The sequence below is a fragment of the Treponema sp. Marseille-Q3903 genome (assembly GCF_014334335.1).
In the GTDB taxonomy this organism is placed as follows: domain Bacteria; phylum Spirochaetota; class Spirochaetia; order Treponematales; family Treponemataceae; genus Treponema_D.
On the sequence record NZ_JACSEU010000003.1, the window covers coordinates 118,277 to 137,101 of the forward strand.

The 18,825-nt window shown below is 37.6% G+C and carries 18 protein-coding genes; 8 read left to right on the top strand and 10 right to left on the bottom strand.

Features of this window, described 5'->3' with window-relative positions:
* Positions 1-8: 8 nt before the first annotated feature.
* The 5 genes from H9I37_RS11250 (at position 9) to H9I37_RS11270 (ending at position 5,572) form a co-directional block, all read left to right on the top strand.
* Complete coding sequence (locus tag H9I37_RS11250; RefSeq protein WP_187382818.1) at positions 9-1,916, top strand: methyl-accepting chemotaxis protein; 1,908 nt, start codon at positions 9-11, stop codon at positions 1,914-1,916.
* A gap of 60 nt (positions 1,917-1,976) precedes the next feature.
* Positions 1,977-2,363, top strand: a complete 387-nt coding sequence (locus H9I37_RS11255; protein WP_187382819.1) for a hypothetical protein — start codon at positions 1,977-1,979, stop codon at positions 2,361-2,363.
* Positions 2,364-2,441: 78 nt separating this feature from the next.
* A complete protein-coding gene (locus H9I37_RS11260) occupies positions 2,442-2,846 on the top strand; it encodes a hemerythrin domain-containing protein (protein ID WP_187382820.1) in 405 nt (134 codons plus the stop codon).
* Between the two features lie 146 nt (positions 2,847-2,992).
* Complete coding sequence (locus H9I37_RS11690; RefSeq protein WP_187382821.1) at positions 2,993-5,008, top strand: EAL domain-containing protein; 2,016 nt, start codon at positions 2,993-2,995, stop codon at positions 5,006-5,008.
* A 141-nt stretch (positions 5,009-5,149) separates the two neighbouring features.
* The gene (locus tag H9I37_RS11270) at positions 5,150-5,572 is read left to right on the top strand and encodes a bacteriohemerythrin (RefSeq protein ID WP_255422582.1); all 423 of its coding nucleotides are present in this window, start codon (positions 5,150-5,152) and stop codon (positions 5,570-5,572) included.
* A gap of 126 nt (positions 5,573-5,698) precedes the next feature.
* Here H9I37_RS11270 and H9I37_RS11275 read toward each other — a convergent pair whose 3' ends face one another.
* Positions 5,699-6,691, bottom strand: a complete 993-nt coding sequence (locus tag H9I37_RS11275) for a 2-hydroxyacid dehydrogenase (RefSeq protein WP_187382822.1) — start codon at positions 6,689-6,691, stop codon at positions 5,699-5,701.
* 155 nt (positions 6,692-6,846) lie between these two features.
* On the opposite strand from H9I37_RS11275, the gene H9I37_RS11280 reads away from it, so the two are divergent.
* Both H9I37_RS11280 and H9I37_RS11285 read left to right on the top strand, forming a co-directional pair.
* The gene (locus tag H9I37_RS11280) at positions 6,847-8,388 is read left to right on the top strand and encodes an alpha-amylase family glycosyl hydrolase (protein WP_187382823.1); all 1,542 of its coding nucleotides are present in this window, start codon (positions 6,847-6,849) and stop codon (positions 8,386-8,388) included.
* Between the two features lie 110 nt (positions 8,389-8,498).
* On the top strand, positions 8,499-9,752 hold the full coding sequence (locus tag H9I37_RS11285) for an ATP-binding protein (protein ID WP_187382824.1): 1,254 nt from the start codon (positions 8,499-8,501) through the stop codon (positions 9,750-9,752).
* A 53-nt stretch (positions 9,753-9,805) separates the two neighbouring features.
* Here H9I37_RS11285 and H9I37_RS11290 read toward each other — a convergent pair whose 3' ends face one another.
* Genes H9I37_RS11290 through H9I37_RS11400 form a run of 4 tightly spaced genes read right to left on the bottom strand, consistent with a single transcriptional unit; the run spans position 9,806 to position 13,685 of the window.
* Entirely contained in the window at positions 9,806-11,338 is a 1,533-nt protein-coding gene (locus H9I37_RS11290; protein ID WP_187382825.1) for a BCCT family transporter, read from the bottom strand.
* The gene (locus tag H9I37_RS11295; RefSeq protein ID WP_187382826.1) at positions 11,335-12,066 is read right to left on the bottom strand and encodes an NTP transferase domain-containing protein; all 732 of its coding nucleotides are present in this window, start codon (positions 12,064-12,066) and stop codon (positions 11,335-11,337) included. Before H9I37_RS11295 ends, H9I37_RS11290 begins: the two co-directional genes overlap by 4 nt.
* A complete protein-coding gene (locus H9I37_RS11300; RefSeq protein WP_222864243.1) occupies positions 12,063-13,142 on the bottom strand; it encodes a choline/ethanolamine kinase family protein in 1,080 nt (359 codons plus the stop codon). Before H9I37_RS11300 ends, H9I37_RS11295 begins: the two co-directional genes overlap by 4 nt.
* A gap of 36 nt (positions 13,143-13,178) precedes the next feature.
* Complete coding sequence (locus H9I37_RS11400) at positions 13,179-13,685, bottom strand: NTP transferase domain-containing protein (RefSeq protein ID WP_370586922.1); 507 nt, start codon at positions 13,683-13,685, stop codon at positions 13,179-13,181.
* Between the two features lie 102 nt (positions 13,686-13,787).
* Here H9I37_RS11400 and cysK point away from each other — a divergent pair, with 102 nt between their 5' ends.
* Positions 13,788-14,720 (top strand): cysteine synthase A, encoded by a 933-nt coding sequence (gene cysK / locus H9I37_RS11305; protein ID WP_187382827.1) that lies wholly within the window; start codon positions 13,788-13,790, stop codon positions 14,718-14,720.
* A 3-nt stretch (positions 14,721-14,723) separates the two neighbouring features.
* On the opposite strand, the gene H9I37_RS11310 is transcribed toward cysK, so the two are convergent.
* From H9I37_RS11310 to H9I37_RS11330, 5 genes are read right to left on the bottom strand one after another with little or no spacing between them, the layout of a single operon-like run.
* A complete protein-coding gene (locus H9I37_RS11310) occupies positions 14,724-15,485 on the bottom strand; it encodes a class I SAM-dependent methyltransferase (protein WP_187382828.1) in 762 nt (253 codons plus the stop codon).
* Between the two features lie 27 nt (positions 15,486-15,512).
* Positions 15,513-16,247: an amino acid ABC transporter ATP-binding protein gene (locus tag H9I37_RS11315; RefSeq protein WP_187382829.1), complete on the bottom strand. Its 735-nt coding sequence runs from the start codon at positions 16,245-16,247 to the stop codon at positions 15,513-15,515.
* Between the two features lie 11 nt (positions 16,248-16,258).
* The gene (locus H9I37_RS11320; protein WP_222864245.1) at positions 16,259-16,966 is read right to left on the bottom strand and encodes an amino acid ABC transporter permease; all 708 of its coding nucleotides are present in this window, start codon (positions 16,964-16,966) and stop codon (positions 16,259-16,261) included.
* A complete protein-coding gene (locus H9I37_RS11325) occupies positions 16,959-17,660 on the bottom strand; it encodes an amino acid ABC transporter permease (RefSeq protein ID WP_187382830.1) in 702 nt (233 codons plus the stop codon). Before H9I37_RS11325 ends, H9I37_RS11320 begins: the two co-directional genes overlap by 8 nt.
* A gap of 10 nt (positions 17,661-17,670) precedes the next feature.
* Positions 17,671-18,522: a transporter substrate-binding domain-containing protein gene (locus H9I37_RS11330; RefSeq protein WP_187382831.1), complete on the bottom strand. Its 852-nt coding sequence runs from the start codon at positions 18,520-18,522 to the stop codon at positions 17,671-17,673.
* Positions 18,523-18,825 lie beyond the last annotated feature (303 nt).

Sequence of the window (18,825 nt, forward strand, 5' to 3'; positions counted from 1 at the left end):
ATCAGTATATGAGTATTTTTTTGAGTTTCTTTTTACTATTTACACCCATAACATTAATGGCAGTGATTTTTTTAAGATGGTTTGCTCTTACTTTTATTTGGGACGATGTGGCATCCATGTGGATAGGTGGCGGGTTGGTGGTATGCCTCTTAGTAGGTGCCTTGATAGTTATTGTAATAAACATTCTCGCATATTTTATATCTAGACCATTCGATACAACTCTTAAAAAGATAAAAAATGAAAAAAGACGGGCAACAGATGACGAGGTCGCAAAATGTATTAAAATATACAAAAGATTGATATCTTTTGTAGTCTATGCAGATCTTGTAGCTTCTGTTGTAGGTCAGATTATTGTTATGATAGCAGGTCTTGCTAACGGCTCATGGGATTTTGTCATTCCAAGACTTGTGCTCATAATCTTGCAGGCAGCTTCTTTCGGTGGGCTGAGTACAATTTCTATAATTACAGGATTGCAGCTCTTTATTCAAAAGAAAAATGAGAAACTTGAAATGTTCTCTATTTCAAATTACAAGCAGTTGCGAACAACAAGTGCTGCTGCATCTTTCTCTCTTATTTTCTTTATTTCAATAGCTTTCATCGGTATCAATATGTTTTCTGTTCCTTTTGGAATTGTTTATAAAGCATCAACAGGTATATTTCAGGGAAACCTTTTTAACCAATTTTTAGAGAAAGGCTGTATTTGCCTCATTATATGTTTTATTTTTGTTTCATATCCTTTTATAATGAATGCGCGAAGCCTTTCAAGACGAATTAAAAGAAATTCTCAACGGCTCGACAATATTGCAGAAGAAGGGGACTTATCTAACAGAATCAGCATTGAACTCACAGATGACTTCGGTTCGCTTACGTCTTCAACAAATCTTCTTATTAGCAAACTTTCATCTATGATTCAAAACCTGAAAAGCGGCGCAGACGACATAAATAAAACCGCATCTGTAATTTCAGAATCTTCAAATTCTGCTTCCGGTGCGTTGAACCAAATGGCAAATTCATTAAACAAAATCGATGAAAATACTAAAAACCAGAATACACTGATTTTACAGACTCAGGAAAATTTTAATTTCTTTTCAGATAGCGTCAAAAATATTCAGAGACACATAGAACAGCAAACAGATTCTATCCAAAATATTTCTTCTGCAGTTACCGAGATAACTGCAAACATTACGAGCGTCGCAGACACTGCAAAAAAAGCTCAAAGTGTTTCGACAGAATTGTCAGACAGAAGTTTAACAGGTGCAAATGCCGTAAGAAATGCAATTGGCGCAATGAAAGAAATTCAGGCAGCTTCCGATGAAGTAAGCAAACTTCTTGCTGTTATTCAAAATATAGCGAGCCAGACAAATCTCCTTTCTATGAACGCCGCAATTGAAGCCGCTCACGCCGGGGATTACGGTTCTGGTTTTGCAGTTGTTGCGAGCGAAGTTCGTTCCCTTGCTGAATCATCGGCAAAAAGTGCACACGATATTCAAGCAAAAATGAAGGAAATGGTTCAAAAAACAACAGCCGGCGTTGAAGCAATCACTCTGGCAAGCAATGCTTTTGATGGAATTACAGGCAACGTTCAAGAAAATGAAAGGCTTGTAAAAGTGATTTCCAGTGCTATGGAAGAGCAGAAAACCGGCGCATACGATACTCAAAAGTCGACAGCGGAAGTAGTTGATGCAATTCAGGCAATCAGAGATTTGAGTGAAAAAGAAGCAGAAAATTCTGCAAGGTTGCAGTCATTTGTAAATGACGTTGTTGCTGCATCTGAATCTACAGCGCGTGCAGTAGAAGAAAGTCTCGCAGAAACTCAAAACATGCAAGAAACGATTACTCTTGTAAGCAAATATGCAAACGGAAATATGGAAACTGTAACAAAAATTCATCAGGATCTTTCGCAATTCAAATTGTAGTACAACATCATGACGCTAAAGAAATTATTTGCAACAATCATACTATTTACCATTTTTATTATGCCTGCATCTACAGCAGGCAAACAAGCGCCAAAAAAATTCGGCAATCAAAATAAAAAGGTCAATTACGATTTTACTAAACTCAACTACAATATGACTTCGGCTTTGCTTTTTGACATGCTTGTAAATCAAGATAAGTATCTAGGAAAAGTGATGCGTTTTAAAGGGCTGTTTGATTACTATGAAACAGAGAATGAGCGATTATACTTTGCCTTGTTGTTTGACGCGACAGCCTGCTGCCAAATCGGCGTTAATTTTGAAGACAAAACTAAAAAATTTCCAGAAGATTTCCCCGACACTATGGAAGAGGTTGTAGTTACAGGAACATATTCTGTACGAATCTTGAGCGATGGCTCCGAATATTTTTATTTGGACTGCGGAAGTTGAATCCAAGTCTTCAGAAATCGAAAACAGTCATAAAAGCAGTAGATTGATATTAAACATTCATTGTGTTATATTCGTGTTATGACAGTTGATTTATATATAAAAAAACATCGCGTAATACAAGATTACTTAAAAGAAATAAGCGGTTACATTCAAAACGGAACTCTGGATAACGCTGCTGCAATTTCTGACGCACTTAACAAAATGAGTGGGGTTCTCAAGATGCACCTTGCTTCTGAAGATGAATCTCTTTATCCAACTTTGCTTGCAAGTAAAGATGCGCACGTACGCATAGTTACAAAATCATACATGGAAGAGATGGGGGATCTTGCAAAATCATATACGGAATTTGCAACAGCATTCAATACTCCATCAAAAATAGCTTCTAATCCTTCCGGTTTTGAAACTAAATTTGAAAAGATAAAGTACGCTCTTCACTTTAGAATCAACAGAGAAGAAAAAGAGCTTTACAAGCTAGAACCATAGTTTACGATTATAGAAATAGAAAAATACGCCTTGCGTTATATTTTTTTTTATCATATAATCCTAGACATAAAAAGTGACACAGACTCTCGTATTTACGCCTGTCTGAAACCTTTAAAATCCAATTAAGACTGGAAAGATGGACAAAAGTGGATTATAAAGCATTAGCAGAAGTAATTGGAAACTCTCCAATTCCAATTATTGTTTACAGAACTATAAATGATAGGATGAAAATTGTCTGTGTATCAGACGGTTTTATGCAATTTGAAACTCCCGGCACAACTAAAGAACAGTTGATTGCCAGGAAAGAAGGAAATCTCTACGAGAATTTACATCCTGATGATGTTTTTAGAATTTCAGTTGCTGCAAGGAACTTCTCACGAAAAAAAACTCCTTACAACGTCATATACAGAGCAAAACTCAGAGGAGAAAAAGAATATTCACTCATCCATGCAGTAGGATACCATCATAAAGAAGATGGAGAGATATTTGCGGTTGTTTCGTTTTCTGACATAACAAAAGCGAGCCACGAAAATCTTTTTTCCGTTTCCACTGCAGAAGTCCAACTAAAAAATTTTCTTGACGCATCTTCGACGGCAATTGCTATTGTAGATGCAGATACTGAAGAACTCATGTTTTACAACAATGCGGCGGAAAAGATGATAACGCCTTTGTGCCGTTTTGAAGTCGGCGTAACTTTTTCGGAATTTTTCTATGCTCTAAAGCCAAAATCGTACTTGAGAGTTTTTTCAAAATTTTCAGATGGAGAAATTCACGTAATTGAAGAACCAAATACAAAACACGAAATAATTATAACTGTGACCGAAACTTTTTGGGATAACCGAAAAGCTTATTCCATTCAGATGGACAAATGGAATTCCGTATATTTTGACTCTTTGACATCTCTGCCGAACATGACATATTTTAGGCAGAAAGTTTCTCAATTTGTAGACTCAATCCACAAAAATAACAAAAATGCCGCTTTTATCTATTTTGACATACTTGGAATGAAAAATTATAACTCGATTTTCGGATATTCGGCAGGAGACCTTCTGATAAAAAAAGCAGGGGAAATCTTAAAAAAACATTTTCCTATAAATCTTGTTTGCAGATTCGCAGAAGACCACTTTGTTGTAATTGATTCGGAAGAAAATGTAGAAACACATATAAAGAGTGCCATAGACGCATTTCAGTCGGAGACAGGGATAAACAGAATAAAGTTAAAAGCAGGAGTATATCTCTTAAACGGCGGAACTGATTACATAATCGCCTGCGACTATGCCCGTCTTGCATGTCAGAGCATTAAAGAGCATTTCAATAAGGCAATAACTTTTTTTGATTCCAGCCTGCTTGAATCATATCATCATGAGCAGTATATTCTCGAGAATCTGGACACTGCAATAAAAGAGCACTGGATAAAATTGTACTATCAACCTGTTCTTCGCACTATGACAAACCAGATTTGCGACTTTGAAGGACTTGCAAGATGGGAAGATCCGAAACTGGGACTTCTTCTTCCAAGCAAGTTTGTTCCGATTCTTGAAAAATACCATCTTATTTCAAAACTTGATTTCTATATGGTTGAACAGGTTTGCCGTAAAATAAAAGAGCGAAAAGAAAAAGGTCTAACTGTGCTTCCTGTTTCGGTAAATATTTCGAGAGACGATTTTGATACAACAAATGTTGTAAAAGAGATCACCGCAATAACTGATAAATATGGTGTTGACAGAGACCTTATAATAATTGAAATCACAGAGAGCGCCATTTCAAACGATGAAAATGTACTGAAAGAGCAGCTTGAAAAGCTCAAAAGGGCAGGGTTCAAACTTTGGCTTGATGACTTTGGAAGCGGCTATTCTTCTCTAAACGTATTGCATGAGTTTAATTTTGACCTCATAAAGCTAGATATGAAATTTCTTAAAGATTTTGATCCTGAGAGGGAAAATGCTATCCTCATAGACTGCATAATCCAACTCGCAAACAAACTTAAAATAAACACTCTGATAGAAGGCGTTGAAACAAAAGAACAATTCGACTTCATAAGAAAATCAGGATGCGGAAGAGCACAAGGCTTTTTCATTGGGCAGCCGGAAAACATTATGGACATAAGAAAGTTTATTGATGAACTAGCCCCTTTTAAAGATAACTTTGAAAAAAATCGATAAAAATGGCTTTTTTAAAGTAAAATTATGCAAATCGGGTTTTCAAAGCCAGCATAATCATTATAATAACAAAAGTAAGTTAAAACAATTTCTGCTTTTATCGGGAAATACTACAATTTAAACTGTTTTCAAACCGAGGATTTTATGAATGATACTTTGATAAAAAAAATTGATTGGGACGATTCCTATCTGTTAGGGATTCAAGAAATTGATCTTCAGCATAAAAAGCTTATACTTATTGCAAATGAACTTTACGATATTGCAACAAGAGATGACCAAAATTATAAAATTTTGATGCCAAAAGTAATCAAAAAACTTTCAGATTACACTGAATATCACTTTACTGCAGAAGAAAATTTTATGAAACGTTACGGATATGCAGGTTCTGAAAATCACAAGGCACAACACGACGGCTTTGTAAAAGAAATTCGCAATCAGATAACAAAACTCTCTTCAGGGACAAAAAAAGACTTTCTTGAATTCTATAATTACATTTCAAGATGGATTTTGGAACATATTGCAAAATCTGACCAAGTTTGGGCAGCTTACGTAAAAACAAAAATCTAAAGCGTTTTTTATATAAGATAATTTAACAAGACAACTTAAAAAAACACAAACGGGTTGTCGAACAGTTAGTCAAACAGATAACATGAGAAGATTATCCGTTTGACTGATTCGAGCTATTTATTCAACTTATTCGACTTTATTTACAAGGTCCTTTCCTTCTGTAAAATCTTTGATATTCTGCAATGTTGTATCGGCGATGTTTCCAAGTGCATTCGTCGTGAGGAATGCTTGGTGACCTGTTATAATCACATTTGGGAATGTCAAAAGACGTGCAAGGACATCGTCTGTGAGAACGTTTGTTGACCAGTCGCTGAAGAAATATTTGCTTTCCTCTTCGTAAACGTCCATCGCAGCACCGCCGATTGTGTGGTGTTTGAGAGCATGCACGAGAGCCTTTGAATCAATCAAAGCGCCTCGTCCGGTATTGATTATCACGGCGTCGCTCTTCATGAGCTTCATATTGTCATGATTTACAATGTGTTTTGTCTCTTCTGTAAGAGGGCAGTGAAGGCTCAAAACATCACTTCGCTTGAAAATTTCTTCGATAGATACATATTCAACGTTTTTTTCTTTTGCCCACTGTTCATTTGGGAACGGATCATATGCTATCAACTTCATTCCTATGCCGGAAAGGACATCTCCCATCGTGCGCCCGATTTTTCCAGTTCCAAGAATACCTGCTGTCAGCCCATAAAGGTCTCGTCCCGTCAATCCTTCAATATTAAAGTTTTGGGTTTTTGTACGAAGATATGCCTGCGGAATATGACGAGTTAACGCCAGCAAAAGAGAAAGTCCATGTTCTGCAACTGCATGCGGAGAATATGCAGGGACGCGGGCAACTTTAATTCCTGCAGCTTTTGCTTCGGCAAGGTCAACGTTGTTGAAACCTGCACATCGGAGGGCAATCATCTTCACGCCGTTTTCTTTAAGATGGTCTATAACTTCTTTGTCTGCAACGTCATTGACGAATATACAAACGATATCGTATCCTCTTGATGTTGCCACAGTGTTTTCGTTGAGTTTGAAATCAAAGAAAGTAATTTTGAAATTAAATTCTTGATTTGACTTTGTAAAAGCATCCTTATCATAAGAATGCGTATCATAAAATGCGATTTTCATGTTTTTCTCCTGGAATTTATTTTAGAGTTTTTAATCTTATTATTAAAATATCACAAAATTATGTTTTTGTGTATTGCGAATGTGATAAAATAATGTACAATTGTGTATAAATAGATTGTCACCGATAGTTGGCAAAAATATAACAGAGGTTTTATATGGATTGGTTGAACAAAGCAATATTTTATGAGATTTATCCACAGTCGTTTTGCGATTCAAACGGAGACGGAATCGGCGATTTTAATGGAATAATCGGAAAACTTGATTACATCAAAAATCTTGGCTGCAATGCAATTTGGCTAAATCCCTGTTTTGAGTCTCCTTTTGCTGATGCAGGCTATGATATCTCCGATTATTATAAAGTTGCACCGCGTTACGGTACAAATGATGACTTAAAACGACTTTTTGAACAGGCTCATTCGCGAGGAATGCACGTTTTACTTGATTTAGTTCCCGGTCACACATCTGCACAGCACCCTTGGTTTCAAGAGTCGATGAAAGCTTCTCACAATGAATACACAGATAGATACGTTTGGACAAACTCCGTTTGGGAAGAACCTGCAGGGATAGCAAATATCAAAGGATTTTCCGAACGCGATGGAGTTTGTGCTGTAAACTTTTTCTCTCATCAGCCGGCGCTCAACTATGGATTTTACGAAATTGACAAACCTTGGCAGCAGAGAACTGATGCGGCAGGTCCGCAGGCAACTCTAAATGAAATGAAAAATGTAATGCGGTTCTGGCTGAATATGGGCTGCGATGGATTTAGAGTTGATATGGCAGGGTCTCTTGTAAAACACGATCCGGAACAAAAAGGCACGATTGCTCTTTGGCAAAATGTGCGTTCATTTTTAGACAAGGAATTCCCTGATGCACGCTTGATTTCTGAATGGGGAGAACCGGAAAAATCACTTGCCGGCGGCTTTCACATGGACTTTTTGCTTCACTTTGGACCATCTCACTATAACGACCTTTTCCGTTGCAAAGAACCTTTTTTCAGTTCACGAGGTCGCGGAGATTCCGAAGAATTTATAAAAAAATATCTTGAAAATTACAACAAGACAAATGGCAAAGGGCTTATATGCGTCCCATCAGGGAACCACGATATGGACAGGCTGGCGCGGGCATTGCATGGCGATGAGCTGAAGATTGCATTCGCGTTCTTGCTTTCACTGCCGGGAGCTCCTTTTATTTATTATGGAGACGAAATCGGCATGAGATACGTAGAAGGTCTGACATCAGTTGAAGGTGGCTATAATAGGACAGGCTCGCGCTCTCCAATGCAGTGGAATGATGAAATAAACGCCGGATTCAGCACAGCCGATGCAGATAAGCTTTATATAAAGATGGATGAAAGCAAAGACCGTCCGACTGCAAAAAATCAGATGGAAAATGCAGACTCTTTATACAACGAAGTAAAAAAACTGATTGGAATAAGGCAAAACAATCCGGGATTACAAAACACTTCAAGAATAGAATTTTTGTATACAGGTGGTCAAAAATATCCTCTTGTTTACCTGCGAGGAATTGGCGATGAACGAATACTTGTAATAATCAATCCGTCTAAAGAAGAAGTTGACTTTAAATGCAAGGCACGAATAGGGGAACCGGTTTATGCATTCGGAGACAAAGTCACTCAAAACGGCAACGAGATTTCGGTAAAAGGGCAGAGCGCCGGATTCTATAAGATAGAAAAATAATCAAAACACAATTCCGGCAATATCCCGAGTTTGAGGTGCTGAAGATACAAAAGATAGCGATTAAAGCTATTTGATATATTTGTAAAAATGTGCAATAATATCAAATAGAAATGGAAATCGAGCGTGATTATTATCTGAAGAAATTGATTTCCCGCAGAAATAATGGCATGGTAAAAGTAATTACAGGGTTGCGCCGTTGTGGGAAATCATATCTTTTGTTTACAATTTTTAAGGACTATTTACTCAAGAGCGGAATAGAACTAGATCATATTATTGAAATCCAGTTCGATGATTTTGCTTTTAAAAAGTATAGAAAAGCTCAGGCGGCGTACGATTTTGTAAAAGAAAAAATCAAAGATGAAAAACAATATTATATCCTGCTCGATGAAGTTCAGCTTCTTGAAGAATTTGAAGATGTTTTAAATCGATTTCTCCATATAAAAAATGTAGATACTTATGTAACCTGTAGCAATGCAAAATTTCTTTCTACTGATATTATTACCGAATTCAGGGGAAGGGGAGATGAAGTTCATATAAATCCTCTTTGTTTTTATGAATTCATGAGCATTTACAAAGGAACTGTAGAAAATGGGTGGAAAGAATTTTCACTTTATGGAGGACTTCCGCCTGTAGTTCTTTTAGAATCGCCAGAACAAAAATCTCAATATCTAAAAACCGTTTTTGCGGAAACTTATCTTGCAGATATCATTGAACGAAATAAAATCCGCAATGCTGAAGAATTGGAGGAACTGATAAATATCCTTTCTTCTTCAATCGGTTCTCTTACAAATCCAAAAAAACTTGCCGACACTTTTTTAAGTGTAAAGAAATCAAAGATCAGTCAGGAAACAATAAAAAAGTATCTGGAGTATTTATCCGATTCTTTTTTAATCAATGCAAGTTTCCGATATGATATAAAAGGAAAAAGATACATTGAGACACCTCTAAAATATTATTTTTCGGATATCGGGTTACGAAATGCAAGGCTTAATTTCAGACAGCTGGAAGAAACTCATACGATGGAAAATATTATCTACAATGAACTTTTAAGGCGCGGATATAATGTTGATGTTGGTGTGGTTCAAATCAGTGAAAAAAATAATGAAGGAACAAATTCAAGAGTTAGTTACGAAATCGATTTTGTTGTCAACAAAGGCTATAAAAGATATTACATACAGTCTGCATTTGACATCCCTGACAGACAAAAAATGATTCAAGAGGAAAGACCGTTTTTGAATATTAAAGATTCATTTAAGAAAATAATCATCGAAAAAAATTGTCTGAATCCTTATTACACGGAAGAAGGCATTTTCGTAATGGGAGTTTTTGATTTTTTATTGGATGAAAACTCTTTGGAAAAATAAAACAATTCCGGCAATATTCCGAGTTTGACTTAGGAAGTTGCCGGATTTTTATTTTATCGATATTCTATATATTTTTTTGCATCTTTGATAAAACTTATGATAATCATGATGATTACAATCCCGATAGGGAACGCCGCAATTATAGAAACTGATTGCAAATTAGCCATGCTGCTTTCATTAAATATCAAGGCAATCGGCAGCATTATCAAAAGGATTGCCCAAAACAATTTAATTCTTGTCGATGCGGGCTCATCATTTTTAATTTGTTTGTAAGAATACTGTGAAGCAACTAGCGTAATTGAATCAAAAGAAGTCGCATAGAATGCTATCATCGAAAAGACAAGAAGAACTAGCACAATCTGGTGACATGGGATTGTCTTTATGATGCTGATGACAGTTTTGTAAAGATTTCCTGTCGTGTTATAGATTGAGATAAAATCGGCTTCGCCCATCATCTGCTTTCCCAACCCATAGTTGCCGAGAATTATAAAAGAAATCAATGTTGCACTCATGCCAAATGCGTATGCTCCGAATATCACTTGTTTGACTGTGCGACCGCGAGAAATTGAACCCATAAAAAATGGAGACGCAACGCACCATACAAGCCAGTACGCCCAATAGAAAATTGTCCAGTTTTGCGCGAAACTATTTTTGCGAAGAGGATCTGTATATGTGCTTAACCCGAAAAAGTTTTGGATTGCATTTCCTATCGCTGAAAATCCTGTTTCAAGGCTGTATCTTGCTTTTCCGCCGAAAATCAAAACATATAGCAAAAGCGCTCCAAAAATATACATACATATATTCGCAAGATAGCTTACGCCTTTCATCCCTGTAACAACTGTAATCGTGTAGACAAGGCAGATTATCAAAAGAATTGCGATTGTAAGATATTTCGTGTCGGGAACCCCAATCAATGTCGTGATGGAAGCAGAGAGCAAAGGAGTAGCGACGCTGAATGTAGTCGCTGTACCGGCAATCAGAGCAATCACTGCAAGGACGTCTATGATTTTTCCGGGTAATCTGTCTGTTTTGTCGCCGAGCAAAGGTCTACAAGCTTCCGAATATTTTTGTTTTGTGACTCCTCTTACGTGAAGCATAAACCCGAACGCTGCTGCAAGGACTGCATAAAAACTCCATGGAATCGGACCCCAGTGAAAAATCGGCATTGTAGGTGCCCATGTCTGAATATCGCCAAGCTCTCCTACATGCTGTTCCTGTGCATAATAAATCCACTCGCAACAAGAATAAAAAAGAATATCTGCCGCAAGCCCGCATGTAAAAATCATCGCACCCCACTCAAAAAAGTTGTACTTTGGTTTTTCGTCTTTGCCGCCGAGTTTTATTTTTCCAATATCGGAAAATGCTATATAAAAAGAAAGCAGCAGAATTCCAAGCCCTGCAACCAAATAGTAAAGCCCACACTGGTTTCCGAGAAAACCACGGATTGCGCCGATCACTATTGTAGAGCGCTCAGGCTTAATTACAAAAAAAAGGCACAAAGTAAGAATAATTGCAAATGGAATTATTGTCGTAGCCGGGTCTATCACTCTTTTTCGAGGTTTTAATGTCCTCTCAGTATCTTTCATTTTTTTCCTCCAACACTTTTATAATCTAAATAACTTTTGTCGATATTTACCAATTCACTAAAGCTGTCAATCTCGATGATATCTTCCTTTTTCATCGGATAAATGCCAAGTTCGAAATCTTCAAAATGACAAAACATCGCTACATCATCCCAATATATCTGATGATTTTTTTTTTGTTCAAATTCCAATTCAAGATATTTTCTCAGCTTATTTCCATCTTCTTTTGACCATCGAGAAACGCTGAAAAGCTGCCATCCTCTATCTGCGCCGGTTCTGCTGCATGCTGTCACTATACCTTTTTCATTTACAGACATAACCCATTCGTCTGTCTTGTTGTCTGTCCAAACTGCGTTGTACCCGGACAATTCAAACTCTCTTCCAAGTATTTTGTGATTATAGATGATTTGGTCTCCATCAAGGATAATCACATCGTCAAGATATTCTTTTGCAGCGTAAAGGGACGAGATATTGTTGCATTTGTCATACAAATGGTTTTCGATGAGTGTCACTCCCTGCAATTCTTTTGCCCACTGATAAAACTGTTCTTTTAGGTATCCGACAACTACGTATATCTCAAAAATGCTGTTTTTATGCAAAGCATCTATCACAGAATCTATCATTCTTTTGCCATTTACTTTTATAAGCGGTTTTGGAATATCAAATGTCACAGGCTGCATTCTTTTACCGATTCCTGCAGCCATAATGATTGCTCTTTTTACAGTATTCATTGTTCAAGTCCCATATTTTTCATCTCTTCTTTTGCAATTTTGTAATATTCTTTCGCATAGCGGTACTGCATTAAAAAATATTCTCCGAATTCTACCCCAAGCTGATTTTTAAATTCGCACCAATTGCTCCACAAAAGTCCGCAAGATGCAATGTAGCAATATATTTTGATCCTGTTTTCGGGAGTACATTTTCCCTCAAAATATGAATCTATTAAAAAATCGATATACTTTCTGTCATCATAAAGTGGATAAATGCAAAACATAGCGATATCAACGTAAGGATCCTGCATTCCTGCATATTCCCAGTCTATAAGCTGAATGTTTTCTGTGCCGCCGTTTTCTATACCGTCGCGCTCCGTCGAAAACAAAAAGTTGTCGGGAACTGCATCGATATGTGTCAAAACCTCTTCCGCCTTATGCTGATTGATAAACGGGATAAGAGAAAAAACATTTTTTTTCGTCTGCTCATAATCTTTGAAAACTGAAGGTCTCCCGTTCCATAATTTTTCATAAAAATCAATTTGCCCAAAAATATCAAATTTATGATTGACTTTTAGTTTTAATTTATGGAAATTGCGAAGTTTTGCCATGCATTTTTTCAAATCGTCTTTATTGTAGGGATCGCAAACTCTGGCATTATTTATATAACGTGTTATTTTAAATCCGTTGTTTGGGTTGATGTAAAAAAGCTCATCGCATATCCCAAGCCCTTTGATTGAATTGTAAACATCTGCTTCTTGGGAACGATTTATAAGTTTGTCCGTACCCTCTCCAGGAATGCGCATTATGTATTTTTCGTTCTTCACTGAAAAAACAAAAGAGCGGTTTGTCATTCCTTTTTTTAAAGTTTTGATATCGTGAATATCTTCATTTTTGCATTTAAAAACATCGCAGATTACATTTATAGATTCAGCTTCCAGTGCCTTTGAATCGCTATCCAATTCACGCAGCTGCTCGTATGAATTGATTTCAACGACTGAAGATGAGCGAACGACATTTGCATAAACTGTGATGTTATCGAACCCGAAAAGAGCTTTTTCCCAAAATTCACAATCGTTTTTTTGATTTTCACACAAAGTTTTGATGTTCTGCTTTAGGATTGCCGCATCTTTTTATGCGATAAATGAGATTCCAACCATCGAATTCCCATTTTGTTTTTTCTTTATGATGTTTATTTCCAACTGCCGATTTACACGAACTATGCTATTTTCATCGATTAATTCATTTAGCATATACCACGAATAAAGTTCTATGCTTGAATACGGATTTTTACTGCACCAAAGGTCGCACGGAATGATATATGAATTTCCAATTTTTTCGCGGACGCAATTTAGCGAATGCAGATTATTTTTTGACGCATAATCTTTATTGTATACAAGTTTTACATTGTATTTATCTATAAGATATTCAAATTTTTCTTTTTGAAAGCCTGTTATTATGAAGATTTCCTCAATGCCGGCTTCGTGTAACTGAGAGATTTGGCGTTCGATTAGAGGAACTCCATCAACTGTCAGCAATGCCTTTGGATTTTCCATGTTTACGGGAATCATGCGAAGTCCATACCCTCGAAAAATAGTATGATTTTTTGAAAACCTTAGTTTTACAACAAATAAAAATATATGCTATTGACAAAGTAGGAAAAGGTGCGAAAATATAACAATATTTTTGAAAGATTGCGTTTATTACAAATAAGATATATTTAGAAACGACGGAGGTTTTATATGTCAAAAATTTATACGTCTGCTGATCAGCTCGTTGGCCACACACCGCTCCTTGAACTGTCGAACATTGAAAAGGTTTTTGGACTTAAAGCAAAAATTCTCGCTAAGCTTGAATATTTTAATCCGGCAGGGTCTGTAAAAGATCGTATTGCAAAAAAAATGCTCGATGACGCAGAAGCTTCCGGAAAACTGAAATCCGGCACAACAATTATTGAACCTACGTCGGGAAACACAGGAATCGGGCTTGCATCGGTTGCAGCTTCACGCGGATATAAAATCATCATCGTCATGCCCGAAACTATGTCTGTGGAACGCCGCCAGTTGATGAAAGCTTACGGTGCTGAACTAGTTCTCACGGAGGGCAGTAAGGGCATGAAAGGCGCAATTGAGAAGGCTGAAGAGCTTGAAAAGACAATTCCAAACAGTTTTATACCCGGTCAGTTTGTAAATCCTTCAAATCCAAAGGCACACGAAGAGACTACAGGTCCTGAAATCTACGAAGATACAGACGGAAAAGTCGATTTTTTTGTTTCTGGGGTCGGCACCGGAGGCACAATTACAGGAACAGGTCACTATCTGAAGTCAAAAAATAAAAATGTAAAAATTATCGCTGTTGAACCGGCCGATTCTGCAGTTCTTTCAAAAGGAATTGCAGGTCCTCACAAAATCCAAGGTATTGGGGCGGGTTTTATTCCGGACGTCCTCGACACTAAAGTTTACGATGAAGTTATAGCTGTCCAAAACGAAGATGCTTTTACATTCGGAAGAGAAGTTTGCAGAAGAGAAGGCATACTCGTTGGAATTTCGAGCGGAGCCGCTGTTTGGGCTGCAATTCAAATTGCAAAGCGCCCTGAAAATGCAGGAAAAAACATTGTAGTTTTATTGCCTGACACCGGCGATCGCTACCTTTCAACGCCGTTGTTTGAATCGTAAAATTTATTTTTTTCCAATTATGACCATTGTTCTAGCATGCTGATCGTATGGAGATTTATCAAAGTCTCCGTACACGTCAACTTGTTTAAGTCCGAATTCCTTCAGCTTGTCGCGGAGAAATGCAGCAGGATAGAGTCTCTGAACAAAGCAATGGTCAACTAACGGTTTTACATCAGAATCTTTAAGCAAGTCGACGTCCGGAGGGTAGAGCGCCCAATGAGAGCGCAAGCCTTCCCAAGCTCCGACTACATCAAAATCTGTGACAACTTTATAACCGGCTCGTTCAAACTCTTCTCCTTTTGTAAAATACAATATTGCGGTTTCGCGGCTTGTGCATTCCATTATAAAAGTTCCGCCTTTTTTCACGGCATTCGCCATATTTAACAGAATCCGCATATCTTCTTCTTCGGTATCGCAATAGCCAAATGAGGTGTAGAGATTTATGACACAGTCGTATTTCTCTGATTCTGAAAACGATATTAAATCGGCCTTTATGAGTTTTAAAGGAACTCCTTCCGCTTCGGCACTCTCCGCTGCAGCGTCCAGCTCGCTTTGAATTATATCAACGCCGGTCACATCGAGTCCAAGTCCTGCAAGTTCTACAGCAATACGCCCAATTCCGCAGCCGGCATCCAAGACAGTCCGTGCATGGCTGATATTTTTTACATATTCAGCAACTGTCGGCGCTTCTGCCCAACGAGCATCGTCAAACATTATCGGCGCAAATTGAATCCAAAATTCTTCGTTTTCAAACCATTCGGACATTGAGATTTTCTCCTGTCAACGCATTGTTCAACGCATTGTCCTGCGCAAAAATTGTTTTGTTCTCTCTTCCTTTGGATTGTGAAAAATCTGTTCAGGGGGTCCTTGCTCAACAATTGTGCCGCCGTCAAGAAATATTACGAGGTCCGCAACTTCTTCGGCAAATGTCATCTCGTGTGTGACAATCAACATTGTTGTGCCTTCTTCCGCAAGTTTTTTCATTATGTCCAAAACGTCGTCTATGAGTTCCGGGTCAAGCGCAGAAGTCGGTTCATCAAACAAAATTACATCGGGATTTACTGCTGTCGCACGTGCAATTCCAACGCGCTGCTGCTGACCACCTGACATGCTGATAGGGTAGGCGTCGTATTTATCTGATAAACCGACTTTATTCAAAGCATCTTTTGCCAGGATTTCTGCTTCCTTTTTTGGAACTTTTCGGGCGACAACAAGCCCTTCCATAACATTTTGCAATGCAGTTTTATTTTTAAAAAGATTATAATTTTGAAACACAAATGATGTTTTTTTTCTGATTGCAGAAATCATTTTTTTTGAAGCGTGTTTTAATGGCGTTTTGATATCGTCGAATTCGAGATTTCCGCTGTCGGCAGTTTCAAGAAAATCTATACAGCGGAGCAACGTTGTTTTTCCTGAACCGGAAGGCCCGATTATCACGACAACATCTCCTTTTTTGACTGTAAGACTTACGCCATTGAGCACTTTGAGTTTGCCAAACGATTTATGAACGTCCTCTACTTTTAGCATTTTGTTACTCCTCAAAATCCGCGATGCCTTAATTTTTTTTCTACAATTTTGAACAAAACTTGTACGACGCTACACACAATTATGTAAATTGCAAAAATATCTAAATATGCTTCAATATAATCAAATCCATAAGATGCCTGAATTTTTGCAACGGCTGTGATGTCTTTGACTGTCATCAAAAAGGCGAGGGAAGTATTTTTAATCAAGTTTACAGCAAGATTGCAGATATTTGGAAGTGCGGAAACAAGAGCTTGCGGAATCACGATTCTGACATACGCCTGCGTATGAGAAAGTCCTGCACTCAATGCGGCTTCATATTGACCTCTGTCAACAGTTCCCATTGCAGAGCGGAACACTTCGCTTAGAGAGGCAATTGTGTTCAGAGTAAAAACGACAATCGCATAGACAATCGGATTCATATCGAAAATATTTGCAGAATGTACAAACTTTTTTACAAGAGAATTGAGCAAACCCGGCAAAATGCTGTAAACGATTAGAATCTGCAAAAGGATTGGAGTTCCTCTCATAAAAGAAACGTAAACAGTGCCGATAGAGTGAAGCGGACGTTTTCTGATTCTGCTCATAGCGATTGCATAAGAAGGCACCACAGCAAGAATTATCGACAACAAAGTGATTTCGAGCGTCACGGGGATTGCTTTTACAGAGGCAAAAAAAGTCTTTATCATAAAATCAGTATTCAAAAGCGGTGCATTAGACATGAGAATGCCCCTTTGAATAGTGTTTTTCGAGCAACTTGAACAGATTTTCGATCAGCAAAGTCAGCGACCAGTAGATGATTGCCAAAGCAATGTAAGTTTCGAGCGCATATCCGCCGTAATTTCGTGAAATTATGAGATTTCCAGCCCCCATAACATCGATTAATCCGATTGTATACGCAAGGCTTCCTTCTTTTAAAAGTGCAATCAGAGAGTTTCCGAGATTTGGAATGACAATAACAAATGCCTGAGGCACAATGATTCTGAACATAGATTGCCAGCGAGAAAGACCGACGCATAAACCGGCTTCATATTGCTCTCTTCCGACAGCCAATAGAGCCGAACGGATTATCTCTGCCATCTGCGCAGAATATAAAAGGGAGAGTGCGATGATGACAAATATGATTCTTGGGAAAAAGTTTATGTTTATTCCGAACAAGACAAAAACAAATTTTGGGATGCCGTAAAATACGATGAAAAGCAAGATAAGAGAAGGGGTACAGCGCAGAATGTGAATATACGAATCGGCAAATCTGCGCCATATTTTTTTTGAGCAAAACTTTTGACGAACAACTAGAACAGACAGCAACGTCCCGAAAATAACCGTCCCCAAAACAACACAAAAAGTTATCCCAAGATAAGGGAAAATCGATTTTAGTGAAGTAAAAATTTTAGTTACGTCAAAAGGTCTTGTCATTCTGTCACAATCATTTTGTCACAAAGTCAAAAACATTTTCGCCAAAATATTTTTGCGAAAGCTTGTCTATTGTCCCGTTCTGCTGCAAAATTTTCACTGCGGCATCATAATCTGCAACAAGTTTGGTTTCATTTTTATTGAAAAGCGGCCATGTAGGGATTCCCTTGTATGGAATATAAGACAATTTATCTGCGAATTTATGATAAGGGCCTTTTTCTTTCAATACATTTTTTTCAAAAGAAAGTTTAAGAACTAAATATCCATCGTATCGCCCTTCCAAAACCCAAAGATATGAATCTGCAATATCAAAAACATCTGACGGCACAAGTTTTATTTGAGGTTTGCCCGAATGTTCTTTATTGTATTGATCAATCACAGAATATTGAGCGCTCAGCGGAGAGATTGGAATAAGTTTTCCTGAATATTTTGCAAAACTGTCGATATCTTTAATTTTATCAGCGTCAGTTGTGCGAAAAGCGAGCCCGATGATGCTTGCGGCAATCGGTTCAGACGGAATTGCAAATTTTTTCTGACGTTCTTTTGTAAGCCACGCACCTTTTGTTCCCACCTGATATTTTCCCATCTCAATACCAATCAAAAGTTCATCATCTGCAACTGCATTAAACTTAAATTCATACTGAGGAAGAAGCTCATCAACAGCTTTGAGAACATCAACTTCAAATCCGACGGAGTTACCGTTTTCGTCAAGGTATCCATAAGGGACGTTTGTAGGAGTGTGCGCAACTTGAATTATACGCACGCCAGAATTCGGATTATCAGCTTTTCCACGAGCAAAACCCGGCACTATAAAAAACGCCCCAACAAAGGCAAATGCAACAATTGATTTAAAATACTTTTTCATAGAACATCTCCAAATGTTTTTACAATTTGTAAATAGAATCTTTATTAACTTATCTATAACCATAATGAAATTATAGGAAAATGTCTAATAGTTTGAGGTTTTGGGATCTGGTAGCACGTTCTGACATGAACCCATATTAGGTGACGAATTTGCTATTCAAAATAATCCTAAAAATCGTTGTTTAGGTCAACCCTTATTCTTTCCCCAAAGGGAATTTTTCAAGAAACCTAGCAGGGGAGAGATCCCCTAAATCTTTCTTAAGCCTGAAGTTGTTGTAGTACAGAATAAAGTTTCTGACTTGCT

What these genes read in the sequence shown, in the direction of transcription:
- H9I37_RS11250 (WP_187382818.1), top strand. Translation starts at nt 9, where the DNA reads ATGAGTATTTTTTTGAGTTTCTTTTTACTATTTACACCCATAACATTA.
- H9I37_RS11255 (WP_187382819.1), top strand. Translation starts at nt 1,977, where the DNA reads ATGCCTGCATCTACAGCAGGCAAACAAGCGCCAAAAAAATTCGGCAAT.
- H9I37_RS11260 (WP_187382820.1), top strand. Translation starts at nt 2,442, where the DNA reads ATGACAGTTGATTTATATATAAAAAAACATCGCGTAATACAAGATTAC.
- H9I37_RS11270 (WP_255422582.1), top strand. Translation starts at nt 5,150, where the DNA reads ATGAATGATACTTTGATAAAAAAAATTGATTGGGACGATTCCTATCTG.
- H9I37_RS11275 (WP_187382822.1), bottom strand. Translation starts at nt 6,691, where the DNA reads ATGAAAATCGCATTTTATGATACGCATTCTTATGATAAGGATGCTTTT.
- H9I37_RS11280 (WP_187382823.1), top strand. Translation starts at nt 6,847, where the DNA reads ATGGATTGGTTGAACAAAGCAATATTTTATGAGATTTATCCACAGTCG.
- H9I37_RS11285 (WP_187382824.1), top strand. Translation starts at nt 8,499, where the DNA reads ATGGAAATCGAGCGTGATTATTATCTGAAGAAATTGATTTCCCGCAGA.
- H9I37_RS11290 (WP_187382825.1), bottom strand. Translation starts at nt 11,338, where the DNA reads ATGAAAGATACTGAGAGGACATTAAAACCTCGAAAAAGAGTGATAGAC.
- H9I37_RS11295 (WP_187382826.1), bottom strand. Translation starts at nt 12,066, where the DNA reads ATGAATACTGTAAAAAGAGCAATCATTATGGCTGCAGGAATCGGTAAA.
- cysK (WP_187382827.1), top strand. Translation starts at nt 13,788, where the DNA reads ATGTCAAAAATTTATACGTCTGCTGATCAGCTCGTTGGCCACACACCG.
- H9I37_RS11310 (WP_187382828.1), bottom strand. Translation starts at nt 15,485, where the DNA reads ATGTCCGAATGGTTTGAAAACGAAGAATTTTGGATTCAATTTGCGCCG.
- H9I37_RS11315 (WP_187382829.1), bottom strand. Translation starts at nt 16,247, where the DNA reads ATGCTAAAAGTAGAGGACGTTCATAAATCGTTTGGCAAACTCAAAGTG.
- H9I37_RS11320 (WP_222864245.1), bottom strand. Translation starts at nt 16,966, where the DNA reads ATGTCTAATGCACCGCTTTTGAATACTGATTTTATGATAAAGACTTTT.
- H9I37_RS11325 (WP_187382830.1), bottom strand. Translation starts at nt 17,660, where the DNA reads ATGACAAGACCTTTTGACGTAACTAAAATTTTTACTTCACTAAAATCG.
- H9I37_RS11330 (WP_187382831.1), bottom strand. Translation starts at nt 18,522, where the DNA reads ATGAAAAAGTATTTTAAATCAATTGTTGCATTTGCCTTTGTTGGGGCG.